Source organism: Kitasatospora sp. NPDC091335 (assembly GCF_044757205.1).
In the GTDB taxonomy this organism is placed as follows: domain Bacteria; phylum Actinomycetota; class Actinomycetes; order Streptomycetales; family Streptomycetaceae; genus Kitasatospora.
In genome coordinates this window covers 31,437-44,579 of the sequence record NZ_JBIVUM010000026.1, presented here as the reverse complement: position 1 = coordinate 44,579, position 13,143 = coordinate 31,437, and the positions used below count along the sequence as shown (strand labels likewise).

General features: G+C 75.6%; 12 protein-coding genes and 1 tRNA gene. 6 read left to right on the top strand and 7 right to left on the bottom strand.

What is annotated here, in order from left to right; genetic code table 11:
• The first annotated feature begins 45 nt into the window (after positions 1-45).
• The gene (gene pgi / locus ACIQOW_RS36190; protein ID WP_401092091.1) at positions 46-1,707 is read left to right on the top strand and encodes a glucose-6-phosphate isomerase; all 1,662 of its coding nucleotides are present in this window, start codon (positions 46-48) and stop codon (positions 1,705-1,707) included.
• A gap of 143 nt (positions 1,708-1,850) precedes the next feature.
• Here the strand turns inward: pgi and ACIQOW_RS36185 are convergent.
• The 3 genes from ACIQOW_RS36185 to ACIQOW_RS36175 all read right to left on the bottom strand — a co-directional run bounded on the left by ACIQOW_RS36185 (position 1,851) and on the right by ACIQOW_RS36175 (position 3,098).
• Positions 1,851-1,924: transfer RNA gene (locus ACIQOW_RS36185), tRNA-Lys, on the bottom strand.
• Positions 1,925-1,992: 68 nt separating this feature from the next.
• Positions 1,993-2,553, bottom strand: a complete 561-nt coding sequence (locus ACIQOW_RS36180; protein ID WP_223245445.1) for a bifunctional DNA primase/polymerase — start codon at positions 2,551-2,553, stop codon at positions 1,993-1,995.
• 191 nt (positions 2,554-2,744) lie between these two features.
• Positions 2,745-3,098 (bottom strand): hypothetical protein, encoded by a 354-nt coding sequence (locus tag ACIQOW_RS36175; protein ID WP_401092090.1) that lies wholly within the window; start codon positions 3,096-3,098, stop codon positions 2,745-2,747.
• A gap of 316 nt (positions 3,099-3,414) precedes the next feature.
• Here ACIQOW_RS36175 and ACIQOW_RS36170 point away from each other — a divergent pair, with 316 nt between their 5' ends.
• Positions 3,415-3,741: a hypothetical protein gene (locus ACIQOW_RS36170; RefSeq protein ID WP_401092089.1), complete on the top strand. Its 327-nt coding sequence runs from the start codon at positions 3,415-3,417 to the stop codon at positions 3,739-3,741.
• A 9-nt stretch (positions 3,742-3,750) separates the two neighbouring features.
• Here the strand turns inward: ACIQOW_RS36170 and ACIQOW_RS36165 are convergent, their stop codons facing one another.
• From ACIQOW_RS36165 to ACIQOW_RS36155, 3 genes are read right to left on the bottom strand one after another with little or no spacing between them, the layout of a single operon-like run.
• Positions 3,751-5,103, bottom strand: a complete 1,353-nt coding sequence (locus tag ACIQOW_RS36165; protein ID WP_401092133.1) for an AAA family ATPase — start codon at positions 5,101-5,103, stop codon at positions 3,751-3,753.
• 8 nt (positions 5,104-5,111) lie between these two features.
• Positions 5,112-6,737 carry a hypothetical protein gene (locus ACIQOW_RS36160; protein ID WP_401092088.1) on the bottom strand — a complete coding sequence of 542 codons (1,626 nt, stop codon included), beginning with the start codon at positions 6,735-6,737 and terminating at the stop codon, positions 5,112-5,114.
• Positions 6,734-7,978 (bottom strand): hypothetical protein, encoded by a 1,245-nt coding sequence (locus ACIQOW_RS36155; protein ID WP_401092087.1) that lies wholly within the window; start codon positions 7,976-7,978, stop codon positions 6,734-6,736. Before ACIQOW_RS36155 ends, ACIQOW_RS36160 begins: the two co-directional genes overlap by 4 nt.
• A 211-nt stretch (positions 7,979-8,189) precedes the next feature.
• On the opposite strand from ACIQOW_RS36155, the gene ACIQOW_RS36150 reads away from it, so the two are divergent.
• Positions 8,190-8,846, top strand: a complete 657-nt coding sequence (locus ACIQOW_RS36150; RefSeq protein WP_401092086.1) for a histidine phosphatase family protein — start codon at positions 8,190-8,192, stop codon at positions 8,844-8,846.
• Between the two features lie 136 nt (positions 8,847-8,982).
• On the opposite strand, the gene ACIQOW_RS36145 is transcribed toward ACIQOW_RS36150, so the two are convergent.
• Positions 8,983-10,602 (bottom strand): tetratricopeptide repeat protein, encoded by a 1,620-nt coding sequence (locus tag ACIQOW_RS36145; protein WP_401092085.1) that lies wholly within the window; start codon positions 10,600-10,602, stop codon positions 8,983-8,985.
• Between the two features lie 261 nt (positions 10,603-10,863).
• On the opposite strand from ACIQOW_RS36145, the gene ACIQOW_RS36140 reads away from it, so the two are divergent.
• The 3 genes from ACIQOW_RS36140 (at position 10,864) to ACIQOW_RS36130 (ending at position 13,100) form a co-directional block, all read left to right on the top strand.
• Positions 10,864-11,379, top strand: a complete 516-nt coding sequence (locus ACIQOW_RS36140; protein ID WP_401092084.1) for a hypothetical protein — start codon at positions 10,864-10,866, stop codon at positions 11,377-11,379.
• 149 nt (positions 11,380-11,528) lie between these two features.
• Positions 11,529-12,434, top strand: coding sequence for a spermidine synthase (locus ACIQOW_RS36135; RefSeq protein ID WP_401092083.1), 906 nt, complete (start codon positions 11,529-11,531; stop codon positions 12,432-12,434).
• Positions 12,435-12,641: 207 nt separating this feature from the next.
• A complete protein-coding gene (locus ACIQOW_RS36130) occupies positions 12,642-13,100 on the top strand; it encodes a GNAT family N-acetyltransferase (protein WP_401092082.1) in 459 nt (152 codons plus the stop codon).
• Positions 13,101-13,143: the final 43 nt, after the last annotated feature.

The window sequence follows — 13,143 nt, the reverse complement described above, 5'->3', positions numbered from 1 at the left end:
CTGGCCCTGCCGGTTTCTGCACCCAGATGAATCGAGGACCCACCGATGTCGGAGACCCGCGCCGACGCCCGCACCCCGCTGGACCGCACCCCGCAGTGGGCCGCCCTGGCCAAGCACCGCGCCGAACTTGGCGACACCCACCTGCGCGAGCTGTTCGCCGCCGACCCGGAGCGCGGCCGCCGTCACACGCTCCAGGTCGGCGACCTGCACGTGGACTACGCCAAGCACCTGGTCACCGACGAGACGCTGGAGCTGCTGCGCGAGCTGGCCGCCGCCACCGGCGTCGCCGAGCTGCGGGACGCGATGTTCCGCGGCGAGAAGATCAACAACACCGAGCACCGGGCGGTCCTGCACACCGCGCTGCGCGCCCCGCGCGGCGCCGTGGTCGAGGTCGACGGCGAGAACGTGGTGCCCGCCGTGCACGCCGTCCTCGACAGGATGGCCGCCTTCGCCGACCGGGTCCGCAGCGGCGAGTGGAAGGGCCACACCGGCAAGCGGATCCGCACCGTCGTCAACATCGGCATCGGCGGCTCCGACCTCGGCCCGGCGATGGCCTACGAGGTGCTCCGCTCGTACGCCGAGCGCGACCTCGACGTCCGCTTCGTCTCCAACGTGGACGGCGCCGACCTGCACGAGGCGGTCCGCGACCTCGACCCGGCCGAGACGCTGTTCATCGTCGCGTCGAAGACCTTCACCACCATCGAGACCATCACCAACGCGGTCTCCGCCCGCAACTGGCTGCTCACCGGGCTGCGCGCCGACACCGACGCGGTGGCCAAGCACTTCGTCGCGCTGTCCACCAACGCCCAGGGCGTGCAGGACTTCGGCATCGACACCGCCAACATGTTCGAGTTCTGGGACTGGGTGGGCGGCCGCTACTCCTTCGACTCGGCGATCGGCCTCTCGCTGATGATCGCCATCGGCCCGGACGCCTTCCGGGAGATGCTGGACGGCTTCCACCTGGTCGACGAGCACTTCCGCACCGCCCCGGCGGAGCAGAACGTCCCGCTGCTGCTCGGCCTGCTGGGCGTCTGGTACGGCGCGTTCTTCGACGCCCAGGCGCACGCGGTGCTGCCCTACTCGCACTACCTGTCCAAGTTCACCGCCTACCTCCAGCAGCTGGACATGGAGTCCAACGGCAAGTCGGTGACCAGGGACGGCACCCCGGTGGACTGGCAGACCGGCCCGGTGGTCTGGGGCACCCCCGGCACCAACGGCCAGCACGCCTACTACCAGCTGCTGCACCAGGGCACCAAGGTGATCCCGGCCGACTTCATCGGCTTCGCCAGGCCCGTCGCCGACCTGCTGCCCGGCCTGGTCGCCCAGCACGACCTGCTGCTGGCCAACTTCTTCGCGCAGACCCAGGCACTGGCCTTCGGCAAGACCCCGGAGGAGGTCGCGGCCGAGGGCGTGCCCGCCGAACTCGTCCCGCACAAGACCTTCAAGGGCAACCACCCGACCACCACCATCCTGGCCGGCGAGCTGACCCCCTCGGTGCTCGGCCAGCTGGTCGCGCTCTACGAGCACAAGGTGTTCGTCCAGGGCGCGGTCTGGAACATCGACTCCTTCGACCAGTGGGGCGTCGAGCTGGGCAAGGTGCTCGCGAAGCGGATCGAGCCGGTGCTGCTCACCGGCGAGGGCACCGAGCGGCTGGACAGCTCCACCGCCGAGCTGGTCGCCCGCTACCGGGCGCTGCGCGGCCGCTGAGCCGGGGCCGGGCCGCTCGCTCCGGCGGGCGGCCCTGGCCCTGCCGGCCGCCGTGCGGGCGTCCGCCGGGTGGTCGGACGCGTGGTCGGACGCCGAAACGCCGGAAGGCCCCTCGCTCTCGCGAAGGGCCTTCCGGCTGTCTGTGCGCCGCCAGGGACTCGAACCCCGGACCCGCTGATTAAGAGTCAGCTGCTCTAACCAACTGAGCTAGCGGCGCCTGCTGACAGAGAAGACTCTAGCAGCGCCCCGCGGCCGGGCCAAAATCGAATACCGGCCGCCCCGCGTTCACCCGCCGGTCACGACGGCAGGCCCGGCGACAGCCGCCGCACCCGGCTCGCGCGCCGCCCGGACACAGGCCCACAGCACCACCGCGGCGCCGGGCAGCCGGGGCTCCCGCTGCTCCGGCGCGACGATCCACCGGCCGGCGCCCCGCCCGGGGGAGTCCGGGCTGTTCACCATCCGTTGCAGGGGCGGCACGGTCACCGCGTCGCCCCTGCCGTGGCACAGCAGCGGCGGCACGTCCCTGGCCCACTCCTCCCAGGCCAGCAGCCGGCGCAGCCGGGGCGCCGCGCCCGGCTGGACGAACAGCAGGATCCGCCCCCGGTGGCTCGCGGCCGGTCCGCAGCCGGGTCCCGAGACCCACAGCTCGTCCAGCACCCGGCGGCCGAACAGCGCCGGCATGCTGATCACGTCGAAGGCACGACCGCAGGGCAGCACCGAGGGGGCCCAGGGGCGGCTCTCCCACAGGGCGCGCATGCTGCGCGGGTACTCGCTGGCGGAGGCGAGCCAGGCCTCCCCGGCCGCGCTGACGTGTTCCACCGACGGGGACATCACCGACGGGTACATCACCGGCTGCCGCGTCACCGGTTGTCGTGTCATCGACTGCTGTGTCCAGATCTCCACGGAGAGCAGCCTGTGCGGCCCGCGCCCGGGGCGGGACGGAAAGCGCGGTTCGCCGGACAGGGCGGCGGGGAACGGCGTACCCTTCCCCGCCGTGCATATGCCAGAGGCCCGGTCCGGCGACGGCGCGCGGGGGATCAGTCCTCGTGCCTGCGCGGCTGAAGCAGGGTGCGGCCGTACTCGATCATCTTGGCGGCGTAGTCCGGGGTCCAGTCCGCCCGCTGCGCGACCTCGGTGTCCGAGAGCGCGTCGAAGCGGCGTGGGTCGGCCAGCTGGGCGGCGGCGACCGCCTGGAAGTCCGTCGCCCGTTCGGCGGCGGCCCGGAAGGCCAGGGCCAGTTCCGTGGAGCGGCGCAGCAGCTCCGCCGGGTCCTCGATCGACTCCAGGTCGAAGAATCGTTCCGGCTCGGGTTCGGCGGACTGCGGTTCGAACAGCAGCTGCACCGGACGCAGGCGCCTGGGGGGCTCGGACGACTCTGGGGAGTCGGGCATGGACGGACACCTCCGGGTTTCGGGTGGGGTGGGCGGAACCTGCTCCGGGCTGCGCCGCCCGGTCGTGGCCGCCGTCCATTGTCTCGCGGCGGTGGCCGGTAGCGGAACGGTGCGCACGCGGGCGCTATTCCCGGATGTGCGCCGGGCGTGCGCCTCGGGCGCCGCGCTTCCGGGGCGGGTGCGAACCGGTTGTCCCGGTGTACCGGCCGCTCCGGCCGGTGGGCCCCTCCGGTCCGTGGATCGCTCCGGTCCGGGGTCGTTCCGGTCCGTGGGCCGCCGGCCGGACGCGGGCACCCAGCGAAACGGGAGAACCCCCATGCGTGTGAGAAGGGGCCGCACGGCCCTCGCCCTGTCCGTCCTGTCCGTGCTGGGCGTCCTGCTCGCGGCCGCCGCCTCCGTCGCCCCGGCCGCGGTGGCCGCCGAGACGGCGCTGGTGGTGGCCGGGGAGCCGAGCGGCCCCGGCGGCGTCTCGACGGCGACCTGCCCGCCCGGCACCCACCTGACCGGCGGCGGCTACCGGCTCCAGCCGGACGCGGACGGCCCGGTGCGCGCCAGCGGCCCCACCGACGACGCGCGCGGGTGGAGCGCGGAGGTGGAGCGGGGTTCCGTGGCGGCCTTCGCGGTCTGCGAGACCGAGGACTGACCCCGGCCGCTACCGCAGGTGGACCCGGTGGCCGCTCAGGTGGTGCAGCACCTGGTGGTTGGCCTCCCAGCCGTCCGGAAAGGTCACCGGGACGCCCAGCTGGACCGGCTCGGTCGAGGGGTGCTCGTCCAGCAGCCCGGCGATCCCCGCCCTGGCCACCACGATGCAGGCGTGCCGGTGCCGGGAGGCGAGCACGCAGAGCCGGCCGGTCTCCAGGTGGAAGGCGGTCGCGTCGGGGCGTCCCGACAGCGGGTGCAGCACCACGGTGACGTCGTACTCGCGGCCCTGGAGGCGGTTGGCGGTGTCCACCGTGACGGCCGGGCCGGCGGTGCCGTCCACCGGCACGCCCTCCTTGAGCAGTGCCGCGCGCACCGCCGCCGCCTGGTCCCGGTGGGCGGTGCCGACGGCGATCCGGTCCGCGGTGAGCGGCGCCTCGCCCTGCTCGGAGCTCGCGGTCAGCCCGCGCTCCAGCAGTCGGCGGACGGTGGCCGCGACCGCCGCCACGGCCTGCGGGTCGGTCCGTACGGTGTGCCGGGCGGGCAGTTCCAGCAGGGCCCAGCCGTGCTCGGCGGCCCGGTCGATCACCGCGTCCAGGGCCGAGCCGTCGGGACGCACGGCGGCGGTCAGCCGGCGGTCCCCGGGGCCGGTGCCCGAGCGGAACGGCGTGTACGGGTAGAAGGCCCGGGAGATCAGCGGCGCGGCGCTGGCCGGCAGCCGCCAGGAGACCGGCAGCCGGTGCGGCTCGATCTCCGGGTTGTGCGCCAGCATGGTGACCACCGCGCTGCCGGACGGGTCGTACGACAGACCGGCCCACTGCTCGGTGCCGACCACGGTGAACGGGTCCAGCTGGCCGGGGTCCCCGACGAACAGCGCCCGCTCGAACAGCCGGGCCACCGCGAGCAGGGCGTCCGAGCGCATCTGGTACGCCTCGTCGACGATCGCGTGCCGCCACGGGGCCTCGGTCCGCACCCACTGCCACTTGGCCGAGGTGGAGACCACCACGTCGTGCCCGACCAGGTCGGCGACCTTGTCGGAGGGCGTGACGTTGGCGTGCTTCAGCACCTCGGGGCCCGGCCTCGAATCCGCGGCGTGCAGCCGGCCGATCGTCAACTCCGGCGCCTTCTCGGCCAGTCGGCCGACCAGGTCGTCCACCTGGCCGTTGGTCTGGGCGACGATCATCAGCCGCTCGCCGGCCTCGACCAGCTCACGCGCGGCCCGCACCACGAGCGTGGACTTCCCCGCGCCGGGCGGGGAGTCCACCACCACACCGCGCGGGGCGCCGGCCGGCGGACGGACGGTGGCCGCGAGGATCCGGGCCACCGCGGCGTCGGCGGCCGCGCCCGGGGCCTGCTCGGGGGTCATGGGACGGTTCACTCCCACTCCTCGGAGACGGTCGGGGCGGGCACGGGCGCGGCGCCGGGCGGACCGCCGTGGGTCCAGGGGGTGTCGTCGGGCTCCGGCAGCGGAGCGGACTGCCGCACCGTCAGCTCGAACAGGGTGAAGGTGACCGTCTCGCCGGGCTCGGGCAGGCTGCCGGGCTCCGGCTCCTTCCTGCGGCCCATGCCGGAGAGCACCCGCAGGGTGAGGGTGCCCTCGGCGGTGTCCACCGCGACGATCTCGGCCTTCTGCGCGGCAGGGCCTCCTCCGGCCTCCGGCCGGGGGGACCCCCAGACCCGGTGCACCTCCCGGCCGAGGTCCGCGTGCGGGCGGTCGACGGTCCGCAGGGTGACCAGCGGGCGCGGCTTGGGGGAGCGGCCGGTGGTGTCCCAGTCCGGCACCACCTCCGTCACCACGCCGCTGAACGCCTCGCCGGCCAGCCGGTGCTCGGCCATCGCCAGCGGGTCGTCCAGCGCCTCCTGAACGTCGAGGCGGGTCTGCTCGCGCTCGCGCTGGGCGAGCTTGCGGGCGGCGGTGACGGCGTCGTCCTGCCGGGGCTGCGGCGGCTCGCCGGCCGCCAGCCGGTCCCGGTGGCCGGTGTAGGACCAGCGGTCGCCGGTCCAGCGCTCCGCCAGGTGGCCGGCCGGCGGCAGCGCGCGCAGCAGGTCCAGGCCCTGCCAGACGTCCTGCCAGGTGGGCAGCAGGACGGCCGTCAGCGCCTCCTCCAGCGCGGTGACCGAGGCCCGTACCGCCGCCCTGGCGCGCCCGGCGGCGGCCTCGTCGTCCTGCTCGGTGCTGTGCTGCAGGGCGCCCACGGCGGAGTCGTAGCGGGCGATCGCCGGGGCGAGCACGAACTCGTCGAAGCGGGGGTCGGTGGCCGGGCCGGCCGGCGGGTGCAGCAACTGCCCCCGGTCATCCCGGGCGGACTCGGCCAGCTCGGCCGCCTGCGCGCCGGACAGGCCGTCCGGCGGGCGGTGCCAGGCCAGCCTGGCCGCCAGGTGCTGGTCCTCCAGGTGGCTCTGGCCGGTCGCCCAGTGCCTGGCCAGCAGGCCGGTCATCGGCAGCAGCAGGGAGGAGCCCGGCACCTGGGCGCGGTCGGTGAGGTGGGTCAGCCAGCGGCCGAGCAGCGGCACCCGGACCGGCGCCGGGTAGGGGCCGGGCTCCTCGTCCTCGACGGTGCGGCGGAAGCGGGTCGAGCGGCCGATCAGGGCGAGGTGGTGCACACCCGCGCCGTTCGGCACGACCAGCTGCGGGGCGTCCGCGCACAGCTCGCGGAACACCTGGGTCTTCTCGCCGGTCTCCGGGTCCTTCTCGGAGCCCTCGATCTGCTCGACGTCCTCGGCGTAGGACTCCAGGTAGGGCAGCAGGTCGGCGGCCAGCTCGGCCAGGAAGTCGAACCGCAGGGTGCGGTTGAGCGGTTGCGGCACCAGGTGCAGCCGGGGCGAATCCCGGTCGGTGCCGAGCATCACCGCGAGCGGCGCGCCGGACTCGCCGGCGGCGGTCAGCGGGACCAGCACCATCGGCCGGTCGGACAGGTGCCGGTGCCGGACGGTGGCCAGCGGCTCGGCCCGGCCGCTGCGGACGGCCTCCAGCCGGGCGAGGGTGGTGAGCAGGCTCATGCGCCCGCTCCCGGGGCCCGCGCCGTCAGGGGGCCGGCGCCCAGGGCCGCCGCCCCGAGGGCCTCGGCCCGCAGGGCGGCCGCGTAGGCCAGCCGCTCGGTGGCGTCGTCCGCGCCGTCCAGGTCGCCGCTCTTCGTACCGGCGGCGGCCAGCGCCCCGGCGACCGTGCGGATGCTGCCCAGCTCGCCGCGCACGCCCCGGCCGAGCTGTTCGACCCGGTCGTCGCAGCGGGCCCGGGCGCGGCAGTGGAAGCCGAGTTCGCAGGTGGAGAGGCAGTCCGGGCTGTACGCGGCGGGCACCGTCTCGACCGAGGCGGTGAGCTGTTCGGCGGTCCTGGCCGGAGCGCCGTCCTCGTCGGTGGCCAGGTCGAAGTCGGCGGTCGGCGGCAGCGCCTCCAGCAGCGGGCCGATGCCGGTCATCCGGCTCAGCTGGCGGCGGGTGGTGGCCAGTTCGCGGCGGACGTCCACGGCGACCGCGGTCGGCCGGTTGCCGAAGTCCTTCGGGCAGACCAGCAGCACGCTGGTGCGCGGGCTGCCCGGCAGCCGCTGCTCGGTGTACGGGTCCTCGGCGAGCGGCTGCCCGGCCGCCGCGGCGGCGGCCCGCTGGAGCGCCAGCACGTAGACCGCGGCCTGCCGGGCGGCGGCGCCGACCTTCGCCGGGTCGGCGCTGCCGTCCAGCACCGGGAAGGACTTGATCTCGACCACGGTGCACCGCCCGCCGTGCACCACCAGCGCGTCCGGTTCCAGGTAGGCCGTGCTGCCGGCCACCTCCAGGCGCAGCATCGGGTGGTCCAGCAGCGTCCAGGCCTCCGGCTCCGCGGCGGCCAGGGCCAGCGCCTCGACGGTCCGGTCGGCCCGCACGGCCGGGCCGGAGCGGTGCAGCAGGTCGGGGACCAGGAGCGGGGCGTGGCCGTCCGCCGGGACGCCCAGGTGGTGGCGGAGCGGTTCCAGCAGGGGGGCGTAGCCGTCCGCCTTCAGCCGGGACTCGAAGATCACGCCGCGGGCGATGGCGAACGGGGACTGACCGAAGGGGGCGGGGCGGCCGAGCCGGGCGGCCAGCGCGGACTTGTCCACCCCGGCCGCGTCGAGCACGGCGCGGCGCCGGCAGCCCGGATTGGCGGCGAGCGCGGCGAGGGAGCGGGCGTTCAGACTGCGCTGCGGGGCCGGTCCGCGCAGCTCCGCGAGCCGCTGGGCGAGCGGCTCAGCGGACCCGCCGGGCGGGACGTTCGTCGAGACGTTCATGGTGCGGCCCAGTCTCGCATCCCGGTCCGACAGCGCGGTGCGGACCGGCCACCGGACGACGCGCCGGCGGCCCTGACCCGACGCCGCGCGGGCCGTGGGCCGCCCCGGGTCCGCGGCCCCGCGATCGTGGCGGGCACCCGGGTGGGGGATCATGGAGCCCGGTGCTCAATGGTGAGACCGACCGTTGACCGCCCTGTCGCGAGGAGCCCCCATGCCCGCCCGAATCGTGCTGGTCCGCCACGGCGAGACCGAGTGGTCCGCCACCGGCCGCCACACCGGCCGCACCGACATCCCGCTGACCGAGGAGGGCCGCGCGATGGCCCGGGCCCTCGGCGCCCGTCTCGCCAAGGCCCCCTGGAACGGGCTGCCGGACGCGCTCGTCTACACCAGCCCGCTCGGCCGGGCCAGGGAGACCTGCGAGCTGGCCGGCTTCGGCGACCGCGCGGTGGAGCGCCCGGAGCTGATGGAGTGGGACTACGGCCGGTACGAGGGCCGCACCGGCTCGGACATCCGGGCCACCGACCAGCCCGGCTGGCTGATCTGGCGCGACGGCGTGCCCGGCGGCGAGAAGCTCTCCGAGGTGGCCGCCCGGGTGGACGCCTTCCTCGCCGGCCTCAACGAGGAGCACGGCGTCCCGGAGCCGGACACCACCGTGATGCACTGCGCCGACCGGGACGTGATCCTCTTCGCGCACGGCCACCTGCTGCGCATCCTGACCGCCCGCTGGCTGGGCCTGCCGCCCGAGTTCGCCCAGCGGTTCAAGCTCGGTACGGCCGCGCTCTGCGTGCTGTCCTGGGAGTACGGCGCCCCCGCGGTGGAGGTCTGGAACGACCTGTCCCACCTGGAGGGGCTGACCGCCGGGCACTGATCCCCGGCCCGTCGCCCCCGGCCCGTCGACCCGGCTCGTCGGACGGCTTCCCCGGGGTGTGCGCGGAGCCTCGCCGGTGTCTCCGCGGCGCCCCGCGGGGCCTCGCCGGGCCTCGCCGGTGTCTCCCGGAGCGTGCTCAGGCGGCGGACGCCCGGTCGTACTCGGTCAGGAAGCGGCGCACCTCGGGCACCGTGACGTGCGGGCGCAGCCGCCCGGCGGTGTCCGCGAGCATGGACCGGATCCGGGCCGAGCGGACGGCGCCGAACAGGGCGACGGCGGCCGAGCCGTGGTGCGCCGCGCCCGCGAGGTCCCCCCGGCCGAGCCGGTCGTGGGCCAGTTCGGCGGTGTACAGCACCCGGTTGCGGACGAAGTGCGGCTTCTGGAGCGTTATCGCCAGCCCGGCCTGCTCACTGGCGCGGTCCCAGTCGCCGAGCGCGGACCAGCACTGCGACTGGAGGCCGGCGAACTCGGCCTCGCCGAAGAAGGACATCCACTCCGGGTCCTGCTCGCCGGGGCCGCGGTCGAACAGGGTGTAGGCCCGGCCGATCGCGCGCTCGCAGGAGGCGCGGTCCTGGAGCAGCGCCCAGGCGCCGGCTTCGCGCATGGTCAGCAGGGCGATCAGCCGGTCGGAGCCCAACCCCCCGGCGGCGACCTGCCCGGCCTGGGCGGCGCGCAGCGCCTCGCGCGGCCGGCCGGCGTCCCGGGCGAGGAAGGCGCTGTTGCAGAAGACGTGCGCCTCCATCGCGGAGTCCCCGGCCATCCTGGCAGTGGCGAGCGCCTCCGCGTAGAACGAGCGGGCGTCCGCGAGCCGGTTCGAGTCATGCGCCAACCAGCCCACCGAGATGGCGAGTTCGCCCGCACCGGCCTGGAGCCGGCGTTCCGTCTCGGTGCTGTACTCACACTCGTTGAGCAGCACGTAGGCGTTGCGCAGCGACTGCCCGGCGAGTTCGTACAGGGCGTCCGCGCCGTGCGCGTCGTCGGCCAGCCGGATCTCCCGGACGGCCTGTTCGACGCGGAGCACCTCGGCGGCGCCCACCCGGCGCAGCGGCCCCACCGGGCCGGGCCGGCCGGGCACCACCGGCTCGGTGCCGAGCAGTGACGGCGCGGTGAACTCCGCACCGGGAAGGGCACCTTGGCCGGCGAGTACACCGGAGGCGCCGGCGGTGCCGGCCGGCCGGCCGGCGGCCGCGGCCGGTCGGTCGATGCCGATCACGGTGGCCAGCGCGGTGGTGCCGCCGGCCAGGAACGTACGGCGACGCACGTCGTCGTTCTCCTCGTCGAGATAGGGCGATCCATCGGGCCCCCGGGGCACCGTGCCTGGGCTCGGCCACGGGGGCCCGTCCGGAGCGGCTGGATCCGCGTACGGCGAGGCAGCGTACGGGAGTTGGGTGGAGAGTGGTGAGCGCGGGGCGGGCAGGGGCGGGAACGTCGGGTGGAGCGGAGGCGGTTGGGGCCGCCCGCCGCCGCCCGCCGGGCGGCCGCGGACGGAGGTCCTGGGGGCGAAGCCGAGGTCGGTGAGCGTGCGGTCCGGCCACATGTGCCGGAACACCCGCTCGTAGGCGTAGTTGGGGCAGCGGATCTCACCGGACTCGACCCGTCCGACGTAGCGGGCGTCGCAGGACACGTGCTCGCCGATCTCGCGGGCCGCCCTGCGGACGGCCGTGGCGAACTCCCCGGGTGAGCGGTCGCCGCGCAGGGCGCGCATCGCGGTGTTGGGGGACGGTCGGTTCGGCTCGGCCGGTGGGGTGGCTGCCATGGCGCCGAGAGTACTCGGAGTCACCGGTCGGCCACATTCGGTTTGCGGGATAATTGCCATCAAGTCGGGGCAAAGTGGGCCATGTTGCGGGATATCTGCCATGAAATGCCATGCCTTGCTGTAAGGCGCCCCGTGGCCTGCGGCGCGCCCGCTCCGTTGTGCTGGTACGAGGAAAGCCCATGCCGTCGCCCCGGCCCGTCCCAGCCCGGCGGCCCCTCCCAGCGGCTGTGCTTCCGGACCCGACGAGGTACAGGAGGGCTCATGATGGCCACCGGACTGCCGCAGCACCGCCCCGTCCCCGGGGAAGTGTTCGCCGGCGCGTCTCCCGCCCTGCTCCCCGAACCCGGTGACGACCGGGCCTCCGGCCGGGGGCCGGTCGAGGGCGGACACGTCCGCTGGGGCGGCCACCGGCGCGAGCGCACCACCCCCGACGAGGGCACCCGCGTCACCGCCTGCGACACCGTGACCGTCGCCCTACGGCACGGGCTGGAGGCCGTCGACATCCTCAGACTGCGCCGCGCCTGCGGAGTCGTCCTGCAGAGCCGCAACGACAGCACCGTCTCCTTCCTCGTCCCGGCCGGCACCTGGGAGACCTGGCACCTGCCCGGCAGCTCCTGTACGGCGGGCGCCCTGGTGCCCACCGCCACCGACCCGCGCTGGGTGATCCCGCCCTCCGGTGCCGGCCGCACCGCGCGCGCCACCGACGCCTGGGTGCTCCGCTCCGCCCTCTGCGAGGCCGCCTGCACGCTCACCGCAGGCGGCCTCGGTCCGTTCTAGCGGGCGTGCCGCGCGGATCCGGCCGGGCCCGTGAGCCACCGGCCGGGTCCCCGCGGCACGCCGCCGACCCGTGGCGCCGTCCCGCTGACCTGTGGCGCCGTCCCCCCGCCGCCGGGGCCGTCCCCCGCGCGGCGGCGATAATGGCCGACATGGGACGAAGCAGCAGAGCCGCCCGCGGCAGTGAAACGGCGGCCACCACCGGCGAGGCCGGGCGTACCCACGCCCAGGGCCCGCTCAGTCGTCCCGTCGGCTCCGGCGTCGCCGAGCTGCGACCCGACCGCGACCGCCCCGCGGCCTGGTCGCTGCTGATCGACGGCGCCCCGCAGTCCCTGGTCGACCTCGCCGACCCCACCCACCTCGGCTTCGAGTACCAGCGCCGGCTCGGCCACCTGATCGACCTGGTGGCCCCGCCCGGCCGGCCGCTGACCGTCCTGCACCTCGGCGGCGGCGCCCTCACCCTGGCCCGCTACGTCGCCGCGACCCGGCCGCGCTCCCGCCAGCAGGTCGCCGAGATCGACACGGCGCTCACCGAACTGGTGCGCGCCGAACTGCCGTTGGACCGCGGCTGGCAGATCAAGGTGCGCGGCGCGGACGCCCGCGGCGTGTTGGAGCGCACCCCCGAGGGCAGCGTCGACCTGGTGATCACCGACGTCTTCTCCGGGGCCCGCACCCCGGCCCACTGCACCACCGTCGAGTTCACCACCCTCGCCGCCCGTGCCCTCTCCCCCGGCGGCTGGTACACCGCGAACATCGCCGACGGCGGCGCCCTGCCCTTCGCCCGCTCCCAGGTGGCCACCCTTGGCGCGGTCTTCCCCGAGCTGTGCCTGATCGCCGACCCCGCCGTGCTGCGCGGCAAGCGCTTCGGCAATCTCGTCCTGGCCGCCGCCCACGCCCCCCTCCCGGTCGCCGACCTCACCCGCAGGGCCGCCTCCGACTCCGCCCACGCCCGGGTCGAACACGGCCGTGCGCTCACCGACTTCGCGGCGGGCGCCGCCCCGGCGACGGACGCCACGGCGGCTCCGTCCCCGGAACCGCCGCCGGGGGTGTTCCGCTGAGCGGGAGGCCCGGCTGACGGTGCTGCCCGGCTGACGGTGCCGGCCGCGGTTGTCGTGAGCCGCCCTCGTGGCCCTCGCGGTCCTCGCGGCTTTCGAGGCCCTCGCGGCCCGGAACCGCTCGTCCGCCCGCTGTGAAACCGTTGCCGGACGACCGGATCGCGCCCGACGATGGTGCCACCGACCGGCCGCCGACCCGAGGGGGACGCCATGGAGATCAGACCGGCCCGGCCGGAGGAGGCCGCGCTGCTCACCGACCTCGCGCTGCGGGCCAAGGCCTACTGGGGTTACGACGAGGCGTTCATGGCCGCCTGCCGGGAGGAACTGGCCATGGACGCCGACGTGATCGAGCGCTCGGCCACGGTGGTGGCCGAGGAGGGCGGGCGGGTGCTGGGGTTCGTCTCGCTCTCCGCCACGCCGCCGACCGGGTCGATGGACATGCTCTTCGTCGAGCCCGCGTCGATGGGCAGGGGCGTCGGCCGGGCGCTGTTCGAGCGGGCCCGGGACCGGGCCGTGGCGCTCGGGCTGCGCCGGTTCACCATCGCCTCCGATCCGAACGCCGAGCCGTTCTACCTGGCGATGGGCGCCACCCGGATCGGCAGCGTCCGGTCCGGTTCGATCCCGGGGCGCGAACTCCCGCTGCTGGTCCTGGAACCGGCGAGGTCCTAGCCGGGGCGGTCGGGCCGGCGCGGCGCGGCGCGGTCCGGTCCGG